Origin of the sequence: Brotaphodocola sp., from assembly GCF_050873065.1 — a bacterium.
Taxonomy (GTDB): Bacteria; Bacillota; Clostridia; order Lachnospirales; family Lachnospiraceae; genus Brotaphodocola.
Genome location: NZ_JBNMIC010000015.1, coordinates 35,765 through 57,753, shown reverse-complemented (window position 1 = coordinate 57,753; position 21,989 = coordinate 35,765). Strand labels below are relative to the sequence as shown.

Genomic DNA, 21,989 nt, shown 5'->3' with positions numbered 1-21,989 from the left:
GACCAGTTCTTTAAAGCGTTTTTCAACATCCGGTATTAGAAAAATCTTTCTTCTGTATCTCGGACAAAATACAAAATGATAGTTTATCAAAGATACTGTTGTATTTGTATGTCTATAATTATTTTCCATACATATATTATATTGCTATATGTGTATAAAATCAATTATTGCATACGCATTTCTTGATTGTTTTGCGCTATCCATCCCACACCTAAAGGCGTGGGCTTTTCGCGCATTCATTGTAAATGAGTACAACGCTGTGGCAAATGAGGAGGATGAATAAGATTATCGTCCTTATCTCAACAAGATAATCAATCCCAAACCCCAACCATTTAACCCGCTTTCTGGAAATTTTACGTTCTGAAAATTTTCCAGAAAGCGGGTTTTTGTAACTATTACCCGGTCCTCTTTAGCACCTTGATCTTATGCGCCGGCAGCCCAAACAGCGCCTCCATCGCCGTCGAGATTTCTGACCGGACTTTCGGATCATCTCCGCCCTCAGCACTGATCACAATCCCCGAGATTTCCGGGTAAACCTCTTTTTCAATAACAGGGGCAGAATTGCCGTTGCTGTCCTCCATGACCGTCGTCGTGCTGTATGCACTGCTCTCACTTCTTCTCGTCCCGCCGGAAGAATCTGTCTCCTCTGTCAGAGAACCGCTGCTGTTCGTGTCACTGCGGATCACTTTTTCCGACGAGGCATACAGAGCGATCATCACATCGACTTTTCCCACCCCATCTACATTTTTTAAAATATTTTTGACCCTCATCTCAAGCTGCTGCTCATAAGTTCGTGTGACAGAACCTGATGACACAGCGAGACTATCCTCCACTCCGGTCTCGCCAAGAGCGCCTGCCCCCGCCCCTGTCGCATTTCCGCCACTCCCAGACTCGGTCGAGCTTGAACTCTCATTCTTCAGAAACAGGCTTTTCGCAAAACTCTCTGTCGGGGCATTTTGATTCTTTCCCGCCTGCCCTCCGGATGGAATCGCCAGAATACAGAGAATCACCCCGATCGTCAGCACAAACAGCCATTTATCTTTTTTCTTCCACAACTCCGATTTCCACATTCCGCTCCTCCACCCCACAATACGATGATATCCTGCTTCTCAGCTCCCCGATTTTCTGATAAACCGGACCGGAGACCGCCCTTGCCGTGTCCTCCTGAATGTCCTCCACCGACTGATTTTCTCCCAAAATTGCGTTCTGACTTTTCCCCTGTGTTTTATTCGGATCTTCCTTTTTGTTTTCACGCGCTCCCGCTGCTTCCACTTTTTCCATCCCTTCTACCGCAATCTTCGGAATCTGGATCTGTATATTCCCGGTTGCACGATCTTTCCCATAGCCCACCAAATTTTCCCAGGTTTCCTTTTCCTGCAAATTCTCCCCGCTTCCAGAACTACCGTCATCTTGTCCGCGCTCTGTCCGAGCACTCTCTGCCCCCTGCTCATGCCGGGCAGAACAAACCTCTACCCGGACTCCCATTATCTCCCCAAACTGCTCTGAGTCCACATCCTGATTGATCTCCACCCAACATCCTGCTACCTCAAATCCATCGATCTGAGCCATTCTCGAGATTTCCTGTCCAATCACTGCCTCATACTGACTTGCAATCTGGGCTCTCCGCTTTTCTTCTATCCCGAGAAGATTTTCCTTCAACTCTCCCGTCTCATATCGAAAAAGATTGCTCTCATAATACTGCGCAATGCGCTCTTCCAACCTGCGGTTTCCCGTAAATGGCTGCAAAACCAGAAGGATGAAAACAAGTCCCGCAAAAAGTCTTATGTACACCCGATATGTCTTTTCCGGCATCAGGTGATCCATCACAGACATAAACAGAAAAAATCCGGTCAGATTGCGTATCCACTCAAAAACTGCCTGCATCAGCCCTTCCGTGTTCATCCCCCCCTTTTTCCTGTCCATTCCAAAATTGCTATGCGAGATACGTCGCGTTTGTCCCGGCGCAGATCAGAGCAATCGTGAGAATAAAGAGGACTACTGCGGATAAGAGAATTTCCAGTAACATTTTCTGTGCATCCCCCGCTGTACCTATGCAGCCGGTCAGACGGTGATCCGCTATCGGTTCCAAAACTGCCGCGATCAGGCGATAAGAAACAAGCAGAATTCCAAGGCGGAGGATCGGACCCAGACTAAATAAAATCAGCAGAAAAATCGCAACTGCTCCCATCGTATTTTTGATCAGAACTCCTGATCCCAGCACAAGTTTTGCCGTCGCTTCCACTCCATTTCCGATCCCCGGAATCACCTGAATCATCTTCCACACACCGGCAGTTTTCACCGCATCCGCATAGGGCAGGACCATGCCCTGAATCAGCTGAAATCCAATGACCATCGCAAACAGAGATGTCACTCCAAGATGGACTCCTGACTTCATCAAATCTGTCAGTTTGGAAACCATCGCTTCCTTTCCCAGATTTCCTGCCAGTCTGATCAACAGATACATCTGCACAAGAGGCAGAAAGAAGCGCTGATACAGCCACGAAACCACTGCAATCAAAAAAAATACCACCTCATACCAGGCGACTGCCGTAAGCCCACTCCCTGCCCATGCCGTCGCCATCAGGCATGCCGGCATTAATACCTTCATAAATTCAATCTGCTGTTCCAAGACCTGACCAGTAAAGCGCACGCTCTCAAGAAAAGACGTCACAAGCAGCGCAAACATCAGCAGGTATGTCATGAAAAATCCGGTATCGGAAATCTGATTTTCCGAAAAAATATTGGAAAATGTGACAAATACTGCTCCGACAATTCCAAGTCCGAGAAGCTGACCTGCCAGTTTCCAGTCCTCATCGATATTTCCGACAATTCCCCGCTTCAAGGCATCGATCAGCAGTCTGCCCGCCGCCCTGCCATCCCCTGCAAGAATCGTTTTCATCAGCTCCGAAAAGCTGAATTCCCCCTTTCCTGACCCTGACAGCTTTTCTCGCCTTAGAAACTGATCAATCTCCTGCCACTGCTCTGCCAGACCCTCATTCTGGTCGATTTGTCCTTCAGCAAAACGGGCGTTTTGCCCGGCAGAAACTGCAACCCCTTCATTTGTGTTCCGACTTATATTTTCACAGACACGCTCCACCCCATACGCTTCCACCCCATAACAATCTGCCCGCGCCGAGACGCTTCCTACCGAGAAACCAAACAAAACGCAACCGCCTAAAAAGAAAACCAACTTCCGCAATGTCGTCGTCAATGCCATTTGCACGCTCATGGCTGAAACCGCTCCAAAGTCTCAAGAAGGGCGAGGACAATCGGCATGCTGACCGCCAGAATCGAGAGTTTTCCAAAGATCTCTATCTGTTTTCCGATCGCTCCGTACCCGGCATCCCGACAAATCCCCGAAGAGAACTCTGCCACATAGCTGATTCCCGTCATCTTGAGCAGAGTCGCCAGATAAAGCGGGCTGATCTGGATGAAATCCTGCACCCGGCGCAGGGCATCGAGAACGGTCTGAAGTTTTGTAATTCCATAGAAAAACAAAAAACACCCGGCTGCAATGGACAGATACGTCGCATATTCACCCCGTACTCCTTTCATCTGCACTGCAAGCAGGACCGCCGTGATTCCGGCAATTCCGATTGTCACGATTGTCATCTCCCTGATCCCCTCCCAAGAAATCTTATACTTACCATTCTCCCGTAATTTCTGACGTGTAACCCAAAATAAAACCACAAGAAAATGACACTTTGAACCACAAAGCCGCACCAAATTACAGGGCAAACAGATCCTTGATCGTCTCAAACAGTTCATAGATATAAGGCACCATCCAGAACAGCACCAGAATCAGCCCAGCAAGACTCGTCAGAAATGCCTGCTCTTCCCGACCGCTGTGCTTTAAGACCTGACAGACGACGGAGACAAGAATCCCGACCGCTGCAATTTTAAAAATCAGATTTACCCCCATCCGGCTTCCCGCCTCCCATCCCCAGATAAAATATTTATTCTCTGCAAATCAAATAAATTTTTGAACTCTTCCAGTTGCAGATTTCAAATTTCCAATTAAATTCCAAACTTCTGTCCAAACTTCTGATTTCAGGTCTCAGATCAAATTTCAAACCTTAGATCAGAATTACTGCAAGAAAGATTCCGCCCATCACACCGAGACTTGTATACAGGCGGCAGGTCTCCTGCCGATGTCCTCTCAGCTGGACGATCTGCTCATCAAGTTCTTCCAGATACAAAAGAAGATTTCTCTCCTGCATCTCGCGGTCAAGAAATCCCAGATGACGCCCAAGTCCGGCAAGCGACTGCCTGTCCGAGCTGCTAAGCGCGCTTTGTTCTTTTCCATTTTTCTCTCCCATTTTCCCGATCTCCTGCTCCCAGACCGCAGAAAAATTTGCTTCTTCCAGAGTCTCAGCCTGTTCTGCCACCTGCTGAAACAATGTGCCGAGAGGACCCTTTTCGCGTTTTCCGACGGCTTCAAAGGCTTCCGGAAGCGAGGCATTTGCATATACAATCTGACCCTTGAGCAAAAAAATCATTCTGCGAAGCTGTTCCAACTGCGAAAGACGCTTCATATACTGGACTGCCATACTGATTCCAAATCCGGATGCACCGAGAATCACAAACACAGCGCCGAGACACCGAAGCCCCAGAAAAATGGTTTTACTGCCCATCTGCCCCCTACCTTCCTCTCCGAAAAGAAACTCTCTATTTTTCTATTTGCCTGCTCCGTGAATTTTTCCCCGAAACAGTTTCGGCTGTGCCAGATACCTCTCTAGCTGATAGAGATGCCACACCGATCGGATTTCCCTGTGCATCACACACCTCTGCCGTCATTTTCTCCGTCATCGAACGGTGGAGAATCAGATAACGGTCAAACCATTTTTCCCGAAGCATCCGATCGAGCACCGGCTTTTTGCGGATATCCTCCATCCCATTTCCGTGAACAGTTGCAATCACCCGGCAGCCGCAGTTCATCGCATACTCCACAGCTTCCATATCCATCCGGCTTCCAATCTCATCCACCGCCACGACCTGCGGCGCCATCGTCCGGATCAGCATCATCATCCCGTGCGCCTTCGGGCACGCATCTAGGACATCGGTGCGTATCCCGACATCATTCTGCGGAACTCCCTGATAACAGGCAGCGATCTCAGATCGCTCATCCACAAGCCCGACTGTCATCCCATTCACCTGCAAACTTCCATCTGAAATCTGCCGCACGATGTCCCGCAAAAGTGTCGTCTTTCCACATCGGGGTGGGGACAGAATCAGAACGCTGCACAGCTGCCCCCGCTCAAACAGCTGCGGAAAAACCTGATCGGCACACCCTAACACTTCATGGGCAAGACGAATGTTGAGAAATGAGAGAAACTTCATGCTCCGGATCTCTCCACTCTGGACAATCGTCTTTCCAGCAATTCCGATGCGGTGTCCCCCGGGAAGCGTCAAAAATCCCTGACGGATCTCCTCCTCAAACGCGTAAAGCGAGTAGGACGCCATGTGCTCGAGCGTCTCCCTGATCTGTTTCGCGGAAACCTGATAAGCGCATTTTAACTCCATTCCAAGCCCGCTTCCATCCGAGCACACCACATACTCTTTGCCTCCATACTGAAGCAGAAGCGGGCCACCTGCTCTGAGGCGGATTTCCTGCGTCTGTTCAAACCAGCGCGGAATCGGCACAAGCAATTTCCGAATTTCTTCCGGAAACATTTTCAGCAACGTCTCCTCCCGCCTTACCATGTCCATCTCCTCCTGCTAGAATATATGAGATAACAATCCTGAATTATGCGTAAACACAGAAAGATCCCGTATTGACGAAAAATTCGGGAATTTTTATAATAAAAATGGATAGGAATCACAGGCTAGAAAATTTGATTCAGGACGGAGGGAATTTTTATGCATGACGATTTAAACTGGGCGGTGCTCGGCACCGGTGTCATCGCAAACGAGATGGCGCAGGGACTACAGAAAATGGGAAAGTCTTTATATTCGGTCGCAAACCGGACACATCAGAAGGCTGTTGACTTTGCAGAAAAATATCAGATTAAAAAAGTTTATGACCAGATCGATGAGATGTTTGAGGATGAAAATGTGGACATCATCTACCTCACAACACCGCACAATACCCACTACGAATTTATGAAAAAAGCTCTCGAACACGGCAAACATCTCCTCGTCGAAAAATCCATCACATTAAACAGCCGGGAACTTGAAGAGATGATTGATCTTGCAAAAGAGAAAAACCTGGTTCTCGCGGAGGCGATGACAATCTGGCACATGCCCATCTACAAAAAACTCTGGGAAATCGTAAAAAGCGGAGAGCTCGGAAAAGTTCAGATCATCACGATGAATTTCGGAAGTTTCAAAGAATACAACATGAGCAACCGTTTCTTCAACATGAATCTCGCCGGCGGTGCAATGCTCGACATCGGAGTCTACGCACTGTCGATTGTCAGAAGTTTCATGGACGAGACACCGGATGAGATCGCAAGCCAGTGGAAGGCGTCTCCGACCGGATCGGATGAGCAGGCAACTGTCCTTTTAAAGAACAGTCTCGGACAGATGGCAACGGTCGCCCTCTCAATGCACTCCAAACAGCCGAAGCGCGCGATGATCAGCTGTGAAAAGGGTTATATCGAGATCATGGAATATCCGCGCGCAAGCAAGGCTGTCCTCGTCGACGCCGAGACTGGAAAGCAGACAGAACTTGCCTGTGGAGACACCGCCAATGCCCTGTACTACGAGATGACGGATATGGAAAAAACAGTCAAAAACAGAATGCACGCGGATAAGAATGACAGCCAGGATGAAATGCACCTCGCATACACGAGGGATGTCATGGCGATCATGACCAGACTCAGAAAAGACTGGGGAATGAAATATCCGGGTGAAAACTGGGATTAAAGCAAACGGAAATTTATGTCGGCTGTTACACCTGTGATCAGGAACTGCATTGCGAAACTCCTACAATGCAGTTCCTTTCTTCGGGACAAAAAAATGACTCATATCTGTATGTTCCATCTGCAACAGTGCAATTTTTTTATCAATACCTCCTGCATATCCTGTCAGACTGCCATTTGTACCCACGACCCGGTGGCAGGGAATGATAATAGACACTTCGTTATGCCCCACTGCACCGCCCACCGCCTGTGCAGACATGTGGGAGGTATTTTGCTTTTCTTCCAACCGCCTTGCAATCTCCCCATAGGTAATGGTCTGGCCATATGGAATCTGCAGTAAGATCTGCCATATCTGCTGTCGGAATTCTGACCCGGTGGGATGAAGCGGCGGTGTAAATTCTGGTTTCTTCCCGGAAAAGTAGATATCCAGCCAGCGCTTTGCCTCTTTAAGAATCGGCGTCTCCTGTGAAACTCTCTCATCTGGAAGTGTATTGGCAAAATATTTCTGCCCTTCAAACCACAGTCCCGTAAGTCCGATCTCGTCAGCAGCCAGCAAAATATCTCCCAATGGTGACAAATAAGTACAAGTATATATCATCGTTTTCTCATTCCTTTCACTTTCAAAAAACATCTCGTTTTAACCGTTTCAGTACTTCCTTCAAGAGACTAAAGAACGACAATCTGTGCGTTGCCACTTCAATGTTTCGGTCTGTTCTCTGCCGTCCAGTTTTTAGGATTCGTGTCATCCGGGGCAATACCCGAAAGAATGCTTTCATAATGTGCCACTTTATCGTCCATATATTTAACGGTGACTTTCGCTTCTTCCAGCCTCTGATACGCTGCATCACGCTGTTTTAGGATAATCTCATACCTTGCTTTCAGATTTTCTTCTGACTCTTCCAACAGACATAGCCGACAATATTCCTGAATATCATCAATAGATGCTCCACAGCCTTTCAAACACTTAATGCCTTGCATCCAGTTGACAGATTCTTCATTGAACACCCGACGATTTCCACCGTCACGCTCACAAGGCAACAATCCTTTATCGGTATAGAAACGTAGCGTATGCTCTGTTACGTCAAACATCTCCGCCATTTGTTTCATCGTATAGTACATAATCTTCCCTCGTAAGCCTCCCCCATAAATTGTTCTTGACTTCGTGTTACACGAACTTGTTAGAATAATTATAGCATAGAGAATTGCTCTAAGTAAATATAAGGACGGAGGATTGAACATGGAATATTTGACTTTGAATAATGGCATTCAGATGCCGCTTATCGGCTTTGGTACATTCATGCTTGTTGGAGAAACCTGCAAAAATGCAGTTACGGAAGCAATTAAAAATGGCTATCGAATGATTGACACTGCAGAAGCCTATGGCAACGAAAAAGAAGTAGGCGAAGGAATCAGACAGAGCGGTATTGACCGCAAGGAGCTTTTTCTTGTCACCAAGGTGAATTTCAAGTCCTATGAAAATGCCGAGCAGACAGTCATGCAGTCACTTGCAAATCTGCAGACAGACTATATCGACCTGTTGCTCCTGCACTGGCCGTTTGCCAACTATTATGGGGCATGGCGCACTCTTGAAAAACTGTATGCCGAAGGAAAGATTCGGGCAATCGGAGTTTCCAACTTTGAACCAGACCAGCTTCTTGATTTGATCGCTTACAATAAAATCATCCCGGCAATCAATCAGATTGAAACCAACCTTTACTGCCAGCGCAGCACAGAACGTAGCTGGATGGACAAAAAACAGGTTTCGCACATGGCTTATGCACCGCTTGGTCAAGGCAACCGTAACGAAATGTTTCAGGAGCCTATGATACTTTCACTTGCCGAAAAATACAGAAAAACTCCTGCACAGGTATTGCTTCGTTTTCTGACACAAAAAGGCATAAGCGTTATCCCGAGAAGCACCAAATCAGAGCATATCAAAGAGAATTTTAATTTGTTTGATTTTGAACTGACCACAGCTGAAATATCACAGCTTTCTGCACTGGATAAAAAAGAACCGTTGATCGGCAGACCAGAAACACCGGAACTGGTAGAGTTTTCATTAACATGGTAAAGGAGGCAAAGCGATGAAAAATATACTACTGTTAGGGGCAACTGGCACAGCCGGCAGTGCACTCACAAAGAAACTGCTTTCAGAAACGAATTGTCACCTTACTTTATTTGCTCGCCATGCAAGAGAAGTATATACGGATACTGATCGTATCTCTGTAATTAACGGCGATGCGGAAAACATAGCAGAGTTAAAAGCAATCATGCCGGAGCAGGATGTCGTGTACTGTGCCATCTCTGGTGATACCCTACCCAAAATTGCAGAGAATATTGTTTCTGCCATGACAGAAAGCAACGTAAACCGACTGATTTTCATGGGTGCCGTAGGTATTTACAACGAAATCCCTGACGAAATCGATGGGGAAGACAATCTCGACAATGAGTCTGCACAGATTCCAAACCGCAAGGCAGTGGATATTGTTGAAGTCAGCACTTTGAATTACACGATTCTTCGTCCCGGTTATTTATGTGATGGTAATGAAGATGATTTTGTTCTTACACTCAAAGGAGAAGCGGCAAAGGGATATATCACCCCTATCCCTGCACTGGTGAAATTCGCAGTAAAAATCATTCTGGATGATGATCTTTATTCAAGAGAAAGCGTCAGCATCACGCAGGATACAAAAGCTGTATTTTAATTGTAACTAGAAAACAGGTGCACTGCGTAAAGATCTCTCGTTACACATTGCACCTGTCATGCTTCCTATGCGGTATCTTGTTTATCGTCGAACAATCACCAAGTCCACATCCGCTGCCATCCTACATATTACTGCTACTCTGCAAGAAGCACACCGGAATTGTCGAACACAAAGATCGTTCCATCGATCGTCTGCTCACCGGTCAGCATCGCACCGGACGATGGATCACAGTAATACCTCTTGCCGTTATCGTCAATCCATCCCGTCTTCATATATCCCTGTGCATCCAGATAATACCAGATCTTTGTGGACGGATCCTGCCACCAGCCATTTGACGGATAAGTTCCATCTGCGTTGCGGTACCACCAGCCATTCTCACTCTTCTGCCAGCCTGCACTGAGCACAACTCCCGTCTGGCTGGACGTCTGGTTTGCGGTTCCATCAGTCTTTGCTCCCGGACCGGAATGTTCCGTGTCAATATGTCCGCCATTCTTGATCAGCTCTGCATAGTCTTCGCTGATGTAAGTCGCATCTGACTCAGCTGACCAGTATCCGTTTGCGGTCGATCTTCCCTTTCCGAGTGCGCGGACCTTAAACGTGTACTCCCCGGCGGTCGTCATCTTTTTCTCCAGATTCAGGTACGTCTTCTTTGTCTTTGCCTCGCCGACCTTGCTCTCGTTGCGGTACAGATAAATCTCATACTGGGTGGCATCCTCGACTTCATCCCAGCGCGCCACAGTGATGTTCGTGTCATCCCAGTACGCATCACTCACCTTGTCGAGACGCGTCGCTGCAAATGCACTCACCCCCATCGCTACGGACAAGATTCCAACTGCCGCAGCCCTCACCAGTCGTCTTCCTAAATCTTTCATTTTCATCATCACAAATCCCTCCTCATCTCCGTCTGCGCACCTCCCTTTATACGCAAATCCCGTCCACTTGTTCCGGTTTCCTTTTCGCGTTTATTTTGGGTTCCACTTCTGGTTTTACGCATCCTCGATCTAGTTTTATGATTCTACTTTTGTATTTATTTTATCTTACCATAAAACTGCAAAATATCTGTGATAAAAATCTTTCATTTTTCTGACATTTTCAGTTTTTGTTAATGTTCAGAAAAGTTTCACCTATATACAGCAACCATTTCTCACTTGTGATACGGTTACTTGTGGTACGGCTCTCCCGCCATGATCTTAAATCCGCGGTATACCTGCTCCAAAAGTACCACGCGCATCAGCTGGTGCGGAAACGTCATCGGCGAAAAACTCAGCTTGTAGTCCGCGCGGTCAAGCACCTCCTTGGAAAGTCCAAGAGAACCGCCGATGATCATCACAACCTGGCTCTGCCCCTGATTTCCAAGACGCTCAAGCTCCGCAGAAAGCTGTTCGGAGCTTAGCATTTTTCCGTTGATTGCAAGTGCAATCACATAGGCGCCATCCTTGATGTGCGCCAGAATCCGCTCGCCCTCTTTCTTTTTGATCTGCTCATTCTGAAGATCACTCGCCTTGTCCGGCGTCTTCTCATCTGCTACCTGAACAATCTCAAGTTTGCAGTAGCGGCTCAGACGCTTCTGGTATTCTGCAATCGCATCCGAGAAGAACTTCTCCTTGATTTTTCCAACTGCAATCACTGTAATTTTCATCTTTTTTTCCGTCTGCGGCCAGAACGCACCAGCCGCACCTTTCGTCCATCTTCCGTTCTCTCAACTCCATAAACAATCTCCAGAAAACGCCCTGCCTCCTCCCACGCCTCACGGCTCTCCGGGATCAGGCGAAGCGCCATCTGGAATACATGAAACATTCCATCATAAACAGAAATGCGGAGTTTTCTGTGTGCCGCCCTGAGTTTCCCGGCAACTGTCAGCGAATCACTCAGCAGCACCTCCTCGCTTCCCACCTGAATCAGTGTCGGCGGAAAATCCGAGAAATCTCCAAACATCGGAGAGAGATAGGGATCGCGAGGATCCGCCTCCCCGATATAAGGGCTGTTATGCAGCATATTGTCTGTCGTTCCGCCAAACTGCGGATCCCTGTGGAAATTCGTCTGGTGACTCTCCCCACTGCAGGTCAGATCCGCCCACGGCGACATCACGAGAACTCCCGCAGGCAGAGACAGGGCATGATCTCTCAGATACATCACAAGCGCAAGCGCAAGTCCTCCCCCAGCCGAATCACCGGCGATGACAATATCCCTCGCCCTGTAATTTTTCTCTTTTATCAGCCACTGGTACGCTGTCACGGCGTCCTCGAGAGCCGCAGGAAACGGGTATTTCGGCGCAACACGGTAATCGATCGTCAGCACATCGGCTCCCATGCTCCGCTGGGAATACTGAACGGCAAAATCCCGATAAATATTTTTCATCGGTCCAATATAACCGCCTCCGTGAAGCTGGAGCACGACCCGCCCGGTACAGACTCCCGACGGTCGCAGATATTCCATCTGAAAATTTTCCATCTCCACTATCTCATACTCATATTCCGGCGGGCAGATCCACGCCGGCTCCACAGGATTCATTCGATATTCCCCGGTCTGAAATTTGTGCCCCATTGCGGAATCCATCATATTTTTCATCATATCCCGCACCAGTTTCCCGCGCAGGCTCACTCGTTCTTCTCTCATGCTGTCCCTCTTCCCTGCTCTCAAATCCAAATCGTGTTTCCAATCTGCAAAATCCGCCGCCTGCGTATCCTCACGGAGCGTATTGTCTTCCCTCCTGAAAAAGTTTGTGATACCCCCACCTATAGAGGAGGGGGACATCCTCTCTGAGTTATACCAGACAGTTTACACATGGAATCTGCGGCGAAGCTCTTCCTTCCAGTTTTCTTTTCCTCTGAGGTAATCCCAGAGTCCTCTTGCCGCATGCTCCCCTGTGTGGCCGACTTTCTTTGCCATCCGGGCCGCACGCTTCTCACCGCCTTTCTGGATCACCCAGACTCTGCGGATTCTCGGATAATTGTCCCTCTTTCTCGCCGCACTGAGCTCATTTCCCTCCAGACGCACGGCAATCCCGTCTTCCTTCATCTTCCGGAAAAACCGTTTCTGAATCCGGCTGTCTGCAAATACGGAAGTAAACGTCACTGCCATCTCATCCCCGTATGCACAGACACTGCATTTGCACGGCTGTTTTCTCGAGACTCCGATCATGACCTGAAAACGCTCCACATCCTCTGCAAACTCTCCAAATTCCGGATCCATCCGGATCGGTCCGATATTTGAGAGCGTCATCGTATACGCCTTGTCTTTGAGACTGAAAATAAATCCCAGTGTGAGACGCTTGATCACGAGCGGAATGATGCGCAGATACCACTTTTTCTCATTTGACACGTTGTAGGAAATACTCTCCTCCAGACGCTCCTTCGTGATCTTCCGGTCCATCTGACGGCTGATTTTCTGTACAAGCGCATCAAACGTTATGTCCGGATCCTTAAACAGCCATCCGATGCTGCTGACAGCAAAAAAGTTTGCCATCGTATCCGACTTGAAAAAAGCTCTCAGATTGATCGGAATATTCAGGACCACCGGCCTCTTCGCCGCTTTTCCGTCCAGATACTCCTGCCAGATTGACCAGATCAGCGCCGCAGCGAGATATTTTGTCACAGTAACCCCGTGCTTCTTCGACACCGCCTTGACATCCGCAACCTTCAGATACCCGTGAAGTACCTGACCGGTTCCGAGCGGAAGGAAATGCCCCTCCATCCGGAATGCCGGTCTGGAACTGTAACTTCTGTGCTCCATCTCCCGATAGTTTTCCAGATAGCTGTCCACTGTCTCAAAAATCTGCTCATCCGGCTTTTCCTCATCCTCCGGCATCCAGACTCCCGGCTCCTCCTTGGCAAGCTCGAGATAGCGTGCTGTCAGATTCTTCAAAAATCTCGCCGCGCCAAGTCCGTCCGTCAGCGCATGAAAGACCTCCAGATTGATTCTCCGCTTAAAGTAAGTCACGCGGAACAAAAACTTCTGGCTTCCGTGAGGATCCAGATAGCGGCAGGGATAGGTGCTCTCTCTCTGTACCTGCGGAATCCGGTCATTCTCCTCAAAATAGTACCAGAAAAGTCCCCGGCGCAATTTTACGCGGAACTCCCGAATATGAGGCAAAATATCCTCCAGCGCCTTCTGCAAAAGTTCCGGCTTGACATCCTCCTTCAAAACTGCGGAGATTCGGAACACCTGGCTCATTCCCTCATTTGCAATCACAGGAAAAATCTTCGCTGTATTATCTAATCTTCTCCATCTATGCTCTTTCTCTGCCATCTCCAGAGCCTTCTTTCTCAGTTTTTTGAATTGCTTTCCATGCATGCCCACAGTCAAAGTTTGACGGGAACCATCTTTTTTGATCGGATCTCTCTCTAGGCGCGGAAATAATATCCCACGCCCCATTTCGTGTGTACATATCTCGGATCACTCGGGCTCGGCTCAATCTTCTCTCTCAGACGGCGCACATGGACATCCACCGTTCTCACATCCCCCGACTCGGAGGCCTTGTTTCCCCACACGAGCGCAAGCAAATTCTCTCTGCTGTATACCTTGTTCGGATTGCAGACGAGAAGCTCGAGAAGATCAAACTCTTTCGCAGTCAGATTGATCTCCTTCTCTCCGATGAAGACTCTTCGTCCCTCCCGGTCAAGCTTCAGATCGCCTGCGCTGATCATCTTATTCTCCGGCTCGGCTGCCGCACGCGTCTTCTTCGCATTTCGGCGCATGATCGCCTTGATTCGCGCCTTCACCTCAAGAATATTGAACGGCTTTGTGATATAATCATCCGCCCCGTACTCCAGACCAAGGATCTTATCCATGTCTCCGCCCTTGGCAGTCAACATGATAATCGGCATCTCCGAAAATTCCCGAATCGCCTGACACACCTCAAATCCGTCAAACTTGGGAAGCATCACGTCAAGCAGTACCACATCGTACTCCGTCTGCTTTGCCAGGCTGATCGCCTCTTCTCCATCGTAAGCACAATCCACTTCCCAGCCCTCGTGTTCCAGACTGAAGCGGATTCCTTTCACAATCAGTTTTTCATCGTCAACTACCAAGATCTTTGCCATAATAATTTCCTCTGCTTTTGCTCTCCATTCACTTTCTAAGATACCAGACTTCCCTGTCTTTATCTCTGTTTTTATCTTTATCTATTTATCCTTATCTTTTTACAGTTTTCTGTTTTTATTTTTCTAAACAGTGATCCGGTCTTTGATCTTCTCAAAGGCCGCATCCTTGATTCCGGATATCTTCTTGATGTCCTCAATCCGCTGGAATCTTCCATGCTGCTCGCGGTACTGAATGATATCCTCCGCCCTCGCCGATCCGATTCCGCTTAGCGTCATCAGTTCCTCCTTCGATGCCGTGTTAAGATTGATCTTCTCCGACACCGTTCCTGCGTTTCCGGCACCTGTCCTGCCTCCGGCATTTGTTCTGCTTCCATCACCGCCAGAGAAGGAGACAAACCCATCCGCCGGAATCTGGCCGGACTGTACCTGCTCCCTGCCTGGGACAAAAATCTTCATTCCATCACAGATTTCATCTGCCAGATTCAGATATTCGCGCACCGCCTCATCGGTAAAACCTCCCGCCTGCTCAACTGCCTCAAAAATCCGCTTTCCATTCTCCATGCAGTAGACTCCCGGGCTTTTTACCTCGCCACACACATAGACAAAACAGTCCGCTTTCGGCTCCGTCACATTTTCTGTGTTTTCTGCCGTGTTTTCTACTGTGCTTTCTGTCGCGGTTTTTTTTGTGGTTTCTTTTTCCGCGAAAGTTTCACTTTCCGTTTCTGTCCCGGATTCCGTGAGCATCTCGTCTTTCGCATTTTGCGCAGTCTCCGCCGGCGCTTCATCCGATGCATCCGTCGAGGACAATGCAATCTCCATCGACACCTCTGACGCCCCACAGCTGAAGAGGCAGCCTGCGGCTAACAGAAACACTGCCAGAATCACCCATCTCAAAATGCCAGATTTTCCAATCAGTCCCGACTCTTTTGTATTCATAAAAATTCTCTCCTTTTCCGAGAGAATTCCAGATTCAGCCTAGCTCTATTCTACCGAAAGAAATCAGGAATTACAAGCGGGAATTCCTGAAGAAATTCTTGCGTTCTTTCCGGAAATAAATCTGTTTTCCACAAAATGAAAAAGAGACAGAAAAACAAATTCGATTTCTCTCCTCTGCCTTTCCGTCTCTCACTCTCACCTCATGGATTCTTCACAAACAAATCTGTTCGCCTTTCCATGATTTTTTTTCATCCATCGATTCTAGCTGATTCCAAACACGCTCTCCGCATAATTGACGGAAGCCATCGCATCCCGGCAGTACTGGTCTGCGCCCATCGTATCCGCATACTCCTGCGTAAGAACTGCTCCGCCGACCATAACTTTTGCCCACGGTGCCGCAACGCGGAGCTGACGGATCGTCTCCTCCATGCTCGGAACCGTCGTCGTCATCAGGGCACTGAGACCGACGAGCATGACATGCTTTTCCACAGCTGTCTCCACGATCAGCTCCGGCGGAACATCTTTTCCGAGATCAAGCACATCGTAACTGTAATTCTCGAGCAGAACCTTTACGATATTTTTTCCGATGTCATGAATATCACCCTTGACGGTTGCAAGGATGATCGTTCCCTTCTTTTCCTGCTGCTGGCCGCTCTTTGCCATCTTATCCTTGATGACCTCAAAGGCCGCCTTTGCCGCCTCCGCACTCATCAGAAGCTGTGGCAGGAAGAGAGTTCCCTTCTCAAATCCTTTTCCGACAACATCGAGCGCCGGAATCATACATCCGTTGATCACGTCAAGCGGATCCTTTGTCTCAAGGAGATCCCTTACCGCTGCACCCGCCTGATCCTTGAGTCCGCGGATAATGCTGTTTCCGAGCACATCCTCAAGACTTGCACCGCCGGCATCGCCCGCTGCACCTGCCCCGCTCTTTGCCGTCTTTCCGTCCGAGGAGCGAACGACACTCTGACCGAGACTCACCGTCGGCTGACCACCGTAAATACTGATGTACTCTCCGCACTGCGGATCGAGATCCATCAGTGCCTTGAAGCTGTAATAAGCGCGCATCATCGCCTCGGAATTCGGGTTGATGATCGCTGCGGAAAGTCCGTTCTGCATCGCCATCGTGAAGAATGCCGCATTGATGATTTCTCTCTGCGGAAGACCGAACGAGATGTTGGACACACCGAGAACCGTGTAGCCATGAAGCTCATCGCGGACACGGCGCAGAGTCTCAAGTGTCGTGATTGCTCCCTGGCTGTCTGAGCTGACGGTCAGACACAGCGCATCAATGATGATGTTTTCCGGCTCGATTCCATACTCTGCCGCAGTCTGGTAAATCTTCTTTGCGACCTGGATTCGTCCCTCCGCAGTCTCCGGGATTCCGCTCTCATCGAGGGCGAGGGCGACAACCACACCGCCGTACTTCTTCACAAGCGGGAAGATCGCATGCATCGATTCCTGTTTTCCGTTTACGGAGTTGATCAGTGCCTTGCCGTTGTAGACGCGAAGTGCTGCCTCCATCGCATCGACATCCGTCGTGTCCATCTGGAGCGGAAGCTCCACAATGCTCTGAAGTTCACGGACTACCTCGACAAGCATTGCCTTCTCATCGATCTCCGGCAGTCCCACGTTGACATCGAGCACATGCGCTCCGTGATCCTGCTGGGTCACTCCCTCTCTGAGAATGTACTCGAGATTGTGGTCGCGAAGTGCCTGCTTGAACTTCGATTTTCCGGTCGGGTTGATGCGCTCTCCGATCAGAACCGGGCTCTTTCCGATCTCAACTGCCTTGCAGAACGAAGAAATCACACTGCGGTGCTTCTTCACGACCGGAACCGGGGTCTTGTCCCTGCACAGCTCCACAACACGGCGGATGTGATCCGGGGTCGTACCGCAGCAGCCTCCGACAACGCGTGCTCCCATGTCGACGATCTCTGCGAGCGCATCCGCAAACTGCTCCGCATTGATGTCGTAGACCGTCTCACCGTTCTCACTTCTCGGAAGACCTGCATTCGGGTTTACGATGACCGGCACCGAGGTAACTGCAAGCATATCGCCCAGAATCTTTTTCATCTGAACCGGGCCGAGTCCACAGTTCATACCGATCGCATCGACTCCGAGACCCTCAAGCATCGCAACGATCGACGCCGGGGTTCCTCCCGTCAGAAGTTTTCCCTTCTCATCGAAGGTCACAGTCACAAAGACCGGAAGATCACAATTTTCCTTTGCCGCAAGGACGGCTGCCTTCGTCTCATAGCTGTCGCTCATCGTCTCAATGATCACAAGATCCACACCCTCGCGGACACCGATCCGGACAACCTCGCTGTAAAGCTCGTAGGCATCCTCAAACGTGAGATCTCCAAGCGGCTTGAGCAGTTTTCCCGTAGGTCCCATATCGAGGGCGACACAGGCATCCTTTCCGCTCATCTCCACTGCCTTCTTCGCATTGCGGACAGCTGCGGTGATGACCGGATCGAGCTGGTACTCGGTATGCTCATTGTACTTCAGTGCATCCACACCAAACGTGTTTGTCGTCATGATGTCAGCACCGGCATCCAGATAAGCGCGGTGAATCTTCACCAGCTCCTCCGGATGTGTGATATTCCAGATTCCCGGAAGTTCTCCCGGTCTCAAGCCGGCTGCCTGAAGCAGACTTCCCATTCCACCATCAAAGAAGCAAATCCGCTTCTGTATCTCCTGTAAAATATCCATGCGCTCTGTTTTCCCTTCTCTCCTTAAGTTCAAGTCGACACTCGCGGATTTTTTCTATCTGCGATATGCACAATCCCGCTTTGCACAGACCTCACAGCCCTGCACGGTACAGTTTCTTGGCAGACGGCTCGCTCCGATCACTGCCGTCACGGACTTTGACGGCATCATCAGAAGCGTATCCGTCAGATTGATTCCGATTCTCTTGCCCATCTCGAGCGCCGGCGCAATCTCGCGCTGGCACTCGAGCGGAAAGTCCCCGTAACCCGGGCTGAAACGCGGGCGAAGGTACCACCCGTCCGCCTCATAAGAATCCTTGAGTTCCTGATTTTTCTCATCGCAGAATGTCTCAAGCATCGCAACCGATGCTGCCTGCATCACAACTGCCTTGCTCATCTGAATCATGTTGTAGCGGTGCAGAAGGACATCCACCTGACTTCCGAGTGTCGCCGCAAACAGAATGACTCTCTCACAGTCTTTCAGATTTCTCTCCAGACTTTTGCTTCTCGTCTGCAAAAATCCCATATCCAGAATGTGATCACGGATTGAGAGCGGATACTCTTTCCACATCGCCCGGGGAGTTGCCGCCTGCTCAAGTTCCCGCTCACAGTCTTTGATTAATTCTTCTACATTTTCCGGAATTTCCTGCCCCCGGTGCCCTAAATACCGCAGAATCTCCCGCTCATTCCACTCCATCCTGCCCGATCCTATTTCAGGATCTCGGACAGACTTGCCTGGATCTGCTGCGCCACATCCGGCTTATTCATCGAGTATACGTGAATGCCATTCACATGGTTTGCAAGAAGGTCAATGATCTGCTCCGTCGCGTAGGCGATACCAGCCTGTTTCATCGCAGCCGGATTGTCGCCAAAGCGGTCCACAATCGCCTTGAAGCGGGTCGGCATATACGTTCCGGACATGGAGAGAATTCTCTTGATCTGAGCCGCATTCGTCACCGGCATGATGCCTGCGATCACCGGAACCGTGATTCCCTTCTCGCGGATGCGGTAGAGATAGTTGTAGAGAATGTTGTTGTCGAAGAACATCTGGGTCGTCACAAAGTCACAGCCTGCCTCCACCTTCTCTTTCAGGTGCTGGATATCCTCGGATTTGTTTGCGGACTCCACATGACCCTCCGGATAGCAGGCCGCACCGATGCAGAAATCTCCGGCTTCCTTGATCTCACGGATCAGCTGGGAAGCATACTGATAATCGTGCTCTACTTTTCCGTCCTTCGGGATGTCACCGCGAAGCGCAAGCACATTCTCAATTCCGTGATCCTTGAGTTTTCCGAGGACGGAATGAACCTTTTCCCGCGTAGAAGAAACGCAGGTCAGATGTGCGAGAGGAGTGACTCCATGCGCCTGAATGGCAGATGCAATCTCAACGGTGTAATCGCTCGTTCCGCCGCCAGCTCCGTAAGTGACACTCATGAATGCCGGATTCAACCCTGCAATCTCCAGCGCTGCCTTCTCTACAGACTCAAATTTATCTTCCGTCTTCGGCGGAAATACCTCAAATGACAGAGTTGGTTTTCCCTCTGCCAGAATATCTCTGATTTTCATGTCATCCCTCCTGTGAGTTTTGCTCTGTCAGAAAAATGTCTGGATGATATCCCAGATCGAAAGCAGGATTTTCCAGATCACAACCATAATCAGAAACGCGGAAAATGCCCCGATTGTCTTTCCGCCGCCTTCCCGATCAGACTTATCCTTCTTTCTTCCGAATGTCTCCTCCCAGTCCCTGTTCGGATCCATCTCATTTTTCTTTACAGCTTTGGTATCTTTCCCACTCTTATTCTTCTTCTCATTCTTGCCGGTCTTTGAAGCATCCCCGCTCTGCCAGACCGATTCGACCTTTTGAATCTGGTCGTCTCTCTGCGCCTTGTCAGCCTTTGACTTTTTCTTTTCAGCCTTCTTCTGACTCTTTTTATGTACCGAATCGAAATCCTCACTGTGATAGGCACAGGAAGATTCCTTCTGCGGATGGCGCTCATTCAGATAGTACGTCACATCCTGAATCCGCGGATGGCGCACCCAGCTGTGACACGTCCGGCAGTAATGTTTTCCCGCCATGACCTGATCACAGATCGGACAAATCCTGCGAATCATCGTTTCCCCTTTCTGAAAACAATTCCCGCAGACAATCAAACAGAAAATACACAGTCTGCGGGAATCTGTCCTTCTCCATGTCACTCAGAGTGATTCGTGATCCGATGCAAATCCGTCTTCCAATCAGCCGCAAAGCTCTGCAATCGCTAAAGCAAAGATCTTTGCACTGGTCACAAGATCATAAACATTTGCGAACTCGTCTGCCCCATGCATGCGGTTGTCCACGCCCGGCATCGAAGCTCCGAAAGCGACTCCGTTCTTTAAGTGGTGAACATAGGTGCCGCCGCCCATGGACTGGCAGGTGCCCTTCTCGCCGGTATACGCCTCATACGCCTTGAGCAGAGTACGCACAAAGTCGGAATCCTCACTCACATGATGCGGAGCGATCAGTGCCTTGTTGTGCAGTGTAAATCCATGCTCGCCAAGTCTCTTTCTCACAACTTCCAGCACGTTCTCATCTGTTCCGCAGACCGGGATTCTTCCGTCAACCTCAGCGTCAAACGTCGTATCGGTCACAGTCAGCATGTTGAGGGAGAGCGTGATGCGTCCGGAAATCTCATCCTGCATGTCAACACCGATCGTCGTTCCGTTCATATCGCCGTGCGGGAAAAGCTCGGCAACTGCCTTCAGAGAGTCAAACTGGGCACTCTGCGCAAACGGCAGACGGCACAACAGGTTGACAAGTCCGGTCAGCGCGTTATTTCCATCCTCCGGGGTGGAAGCATGAGCGCCTGCTCCAACAGCAGTGATCTCTGCCTCATCGCCGTTCCAGTCATTTTCAAACTTCACGCCGATTGCCTGAGTGGTCTCTGCCTCTGCACGCTCAAGAACTGCCTTCTCAATTCCTTTTACGACTGCCTTTGCCTTGCCCGGAACGACATTGATCTTTGTTCCCGCATTGATCTTCACGATCTTCGGCAGTGCAGAAGATGCCTCAAATTCCTTTGTGAAATGCCCCGGGAAACGTCCCTTCTCCACATTTACAAGCGGATAGGAGGCATCCGGAGAAAACGTCATCGGAGCTTCCTTCTCCGTGCTGTAATAATGCTTGATGTCGGAGCTTCCACACTCCTCATCCGTTCCGAGGATCAGGCGGACATTCTTCTTTAACGGAATTCCAAGTTCCTTGACTGCACGCATCGCGTAGAGTGCTGCAACTGCCGGTCCCTTATCGTCCGCAGTTCCACGTCCGTACAGACGTCCGTCCTTCTCAATCGGATCAAACGGCTGGGTCACGGTCCATCCCTCGCCTGCCGGAACAACGTCGAGATGAGCCAGAATGTCGAGATGTCTCGGCAGTTCCTCACTTATATCGATGCAGCCGACATAACCGTCATAATCAAGAGTCTCAAATCCGTATCCCTCTGCCATATCCAGAGCGGTGTCCAGACACTCTGCTGCGCCCGGTCCAAACGGCATATCCTCCTCTGCCGGCATCTTTTCACTGTTGATTCGGCAAAGTTCGAAGATATCCTCGATCATCTCCTGTTTGTGTGCTTCAATATATGCGTCAATTTTGTCCTTGTACATGGTGTCACTCGCTTTCTGCAGATTCCATTTCTGCAATTCATTTCTGCAATTTATTTCTTTCTGCAATTTCTTTTTGCAGTTCGCTTCTGC

Annotated in this window: 24 protein-coding genes; 3 read left to right on the top strand and 21 right to left on the bottom strand. The window is 49.4% G+C overall.

Annotation, left to right across the window (positions count from 1 at the left end; all coding sequences use genetic code 11):
- The 8 genes from ACR0QE_RS06070 to spoIIIAA all read right to left on the bottom strand — a co-directional run.
- Positions 1-129, bottom strand: a 129-nt coding sequence (locus tag ACR0QE_RS06070; protein WP_432627471.1) for a transposase, incomplete at its 3' end; no start/stop codon positions are given.
- Positions 130-395: 266 nt separating this feature from the next.
- A complete protein-coding gene (locus ACR0QE_RS06065; RefSeq protein ID WP_432627466.1) occupies positions 396-1,070 on the bottom strand; it encodes a stage III sporulation protein AG in 675 nt (224 codons plus the stop codon).
- Positions 1,036-1,902, bottom strand: coding sequence for a stage III sporulation protein AF (locus ACR0QE_RS06060; RefSeq protein WP_432627465.1), 867 nt, complete (start codon positions 1,900-1,902; stop codon positions 1,036-1,038). The genes ACR0QE_RS06065 and ACR0QE_RS06060 overlap by 35 nt, the downstream gene beginning before the upstream one ends.
- Before the next feature lie 31 nt (positions 1,903-1,933).
- Positions 1,934-3,163 (bottom strand): stage III sporulation protein AE, encoded by a 1,230-nt coding sequence (locus ACR0QE_RS06055; protein WP_432627464.1) that lies wholly within the window; start codon positions 3,161-3,163, stop codon positions 1,934-1,936.
- Positions 3,164-3,225: 62 nt separating this feature from the next.
- The gene (locus ACR0QE_RS06050; RefSeq protein ID WP_432627463.1) at positions 3,226-3,612 is read right to left on the bottom strand and encodes a SpoIIIAC/SpoIIIAD family protein; all 387 of its coding nucleotides are present in this window, start codon (positions 3,610-3,612) and stop codon (positions 3,226-3,228) included.
- Between the two features lie 115 nt (positions 3,613-3,727).
- Complete coding sequence (gene spoIIIAC / locus ACR0QE_RS06045) at positions 3,728-3,922, bottom strand: stage III sporulation protein AC (protein WP_177977664.1); 195 nt, start codon at positions 3,920-3,922, stop codon at positions 3,728-3,730.
- Between the two features lie 154 nt (positions 3,923-4,076).
- Positions 4,077-4,634 carry a stage III sporulation protein AB gene (locus tag ACR0QE_RS06040; RefSeq protein ID WP_432627462.1) on the bottom strand — a complete coding sequence of 186 codons (558 nt, stop codon included), beginning with the start codon at positions 4,632-4,634 and terminating at the stop codon, positions 4,077-4,079.
- Positions 4,635-4,668: 34 nt separating this feature from the next.
- Complete coding sequence (gene spoIIIAA / locus ACR0QE_RS06035) at positions 4,669-5,703, bottom strand: stage III sporulation protein AA (protein WP_432627461.1); 1,035 nt, start codon at positions 5,701-5,703, stop codon at positions 4,669-4,671.
- Between the two features lie 156 nt (positions 5,704-5,859).
- Between spoIIIAA and ACR0QE_RS06030 the strand changes: the two genes are divergently transcribed.
- Positions 5,860-6,867, top strand: coding sequence for a Gfo/Idh/MocA family protein (locus tag ACR0QE_RS06030; RefSeq protein ID WP_432627460.1), 1,008 nt, complete (start codon positions 5,860-5,862; stop codon positions 6,865-6,867).
- A gap of 60 nt (positions 6,868-6,927) precedes the next feature.
- On the opposite strand, the gene ACR0QE_RS06025 is transcribed toward ACR0QE_RS06030, so the two are convergent.
- Together ACR0QE_RS06025 and ACR0QE_RS06020 are read right to left on the bottom strand one after the other, a co-directional pair.
- Positions 6,928-7,461, bottom strand: a complete 534-nt coding sequence (locus ACR0QE_RS06025) for a methylated-DNA--[protein]-cysteine S-methyltransferase (protein WP_432627470.1) — start codon at positions 7,459-7,461, stop codon at positions 6,928-6,930.
- Between the two features lie 98 nt (positions 7,462-7,559).
- Positions 7,560-7,982, bottom strand: a complete 423-nt coding sequence (locus ACR0QE_RS06020; RefSeq protein WP_432627459.1) for a MerR family transcriptional regulator — start codon at positions 7,980-7,982, stop codon at positions 7,560-7,562.
- Between the two features lie 118 nt (positions 7,983-8,100).
- Here ACR0QE_RS06020 and ACR0QE_RS06015 point away from each other — a divergent pair, with 118 nt between their 5' ends.
- Both ACR0QE_RS06015 and ACR0QE_RS06010 read left to right on the top strand, forming a co-directional pair.
- Complete coding sequence (locus tag ACR0QE_RS06015) at positions 8,101-8,934, top strand: aldo/keto reductase (RefSeq protein WP_432627458.1); 834 nt, start codon at positions 8,101-8,103, stop codon at positions 8,932-8,934.
- Between the two features lie 13 nt (positions 8,935-8,947).
- Positions 8,948-9,568 (top strand): NAD(P)H-binding protein, encoded by a 621-nt coding sequence (locus ACR0QE_RS06010; protein WP_432627457.1) that lies wholly within the window; start codon positions 8,948-8,950, stop codon positions 9,566-9,568.
- Between the two features lie 134 nt (positions 9,569-9,702).
- Here ACR0QE_RS06010 and ACR0QE_RS06005 read toward each other — a convergent pair whose 3' ends face one another.
- The 11 genes from ACR0QE_RS06005 to ACR0QE_RS05955 all read right to left on the bottom strand — a co-directional run bounded on the left by ACR0QE_RS06005 (position 9,703) and on the right by ACR0QE_RS05955 (position 21,899).
- Positions 9,703-10,449: a hypothetical protein gene (locus ACR0QE_RS06005; RefSeq protein ID WP_432627456.1), complete on the bottom strand. Its 747-nt coding sequence runs from the start codon at positions 10,447-10,449 to the stop codon at positions 9,703-9,705.
- 278 nt (positions 10,450-10,727) lie between these two features.
- The gene (rlmH, locus tag ACR0QE_RS06000) at positions 10,728-11,207 is read right to left on the bottom strand and encodes a 23S rRNA (pseudouridine(1915)-N(3))-methyltransferase RlmH (protein ID WP_432627455.1); all 480 of its coding nucleotides are present in this window, start codon (positions 11,205-11,207) and stop codon (positions 10,728-10,730) included.
- The gene (locus ACR0QE_RS05995; RefSeq protein ID WP_432627454.1) at positions 11,204-12,184 is read right to left on the bottom strand and encodes an alpha/beta hydrolase; all 981 of its coding nucleotides are present in this window, start codon (positions 12,182-12,184) and stop codon (positions 11,204-11,206) included. The genes rlmH and ACR0QE_RS05995 overlap by 4 nt, the downstream gene beginning before the upstream one ends.
- A gap of 162 nt (positions 12,185-12,346) precedes the next feature.
- Positions 12,347-13,816: a hypothetical protein gene (locus ACR0QE_RS05990; protein WP_432627453.1), complete on the bottom strand. Its 1,470-nt coding sequence runs from the start codon at positions 13,814-13,816 to the stop codon at positions 12,347-12,349.
- A 95-nt stretch (positions 13,817-13,911) separates the two neighbouring features.
- Positions 13,912-14,610: a response regulator transcription factor gene (locus ACR0QE_RS05985; protein ID WP_432627452.1), complete on the bottom strand. Its 699-nt coding sequence runs from the start codon at positions 14,608-14,610 to the stop codon at positions 13,912-13,914.
- Positions 14,611-14,733: 123 nt separating this feature from the next.
- Positions 14,734-15,546, bottom strand: coding sequence for a helix-hairpin-helix domain-containing protein (locus tag ACR0QE_RS05980; protein ID WP_432627451.1), 813 nt, complete (start codon positions 15,544-15,546; stop codon positions 14,734-14,736).
- Positions 15,547-15,807: 261 nt separating this feature from the next.
- Complete coding sequence (locus ACR0QE_RS05975; protein ID WP_432627450.1) at positions 15,808-18,261, bottom strand: homocysteine S-methyltransferase family protein; 2,454 nt, start codon at positions 18,259-18,261, stop codon at positions 15,808-15,810.
- A 54-nt stretch (positions 18,262-18,315) separates the two neighbouring features.
- Positions 18,316-18,954, bottom strand: coding sequence for a vitamin B12 dependent-methionine synthase activation domain-containing protein (locus ACR0QE_RS05970; protein WP_432627449.1), 639 nt, complete (start codon positions 18,952-18,954; stop codon positions 18,316-18,318).
- 11 nt (positions 18,955-18,965) lie between these two features.
- On the bottom strand, positions 18,966-19,823 hold the full coding sequence (gene metF, locus ACR0QE_RS05965; protein WP_432627448.1) for a methylenetetrahydrofolate reductase [NAD(P)H]: 858 nt from the start codon (positions 19,821-19,823) through the stop codon (positions 18,966-18,968).
- Positions 19,824-19,850: 27 nt separating this feature from the next.
- On the bottom strand, positions 19,851-20,369 hold the full coding sequence (locus tag ACR0QE_RS05960; RefSeq protein ID WP_432627447.1) for a hypothetical protein: 519 nt from the start codon (positions 20,367-20,369) through the stop codon (positions 19,851-19,853).
- A 123-nt stretch (positions 20,370-20,492) separates the two neighbouring features.
- Positions 20,493-21,899 (bottom strand): Sapep family Mn(2+)-dependent dipeptidase, encoded by a 1,407-nt coding sequence (locus ACR0QE_RS05955; protein WP_432627446.1) that lies wholly within the window; start codon positions 21,897-21,899, stop codon positions 20,493-20,495.
- Positions 21,900-21,989: the final 90 nt, after the last annotated feature.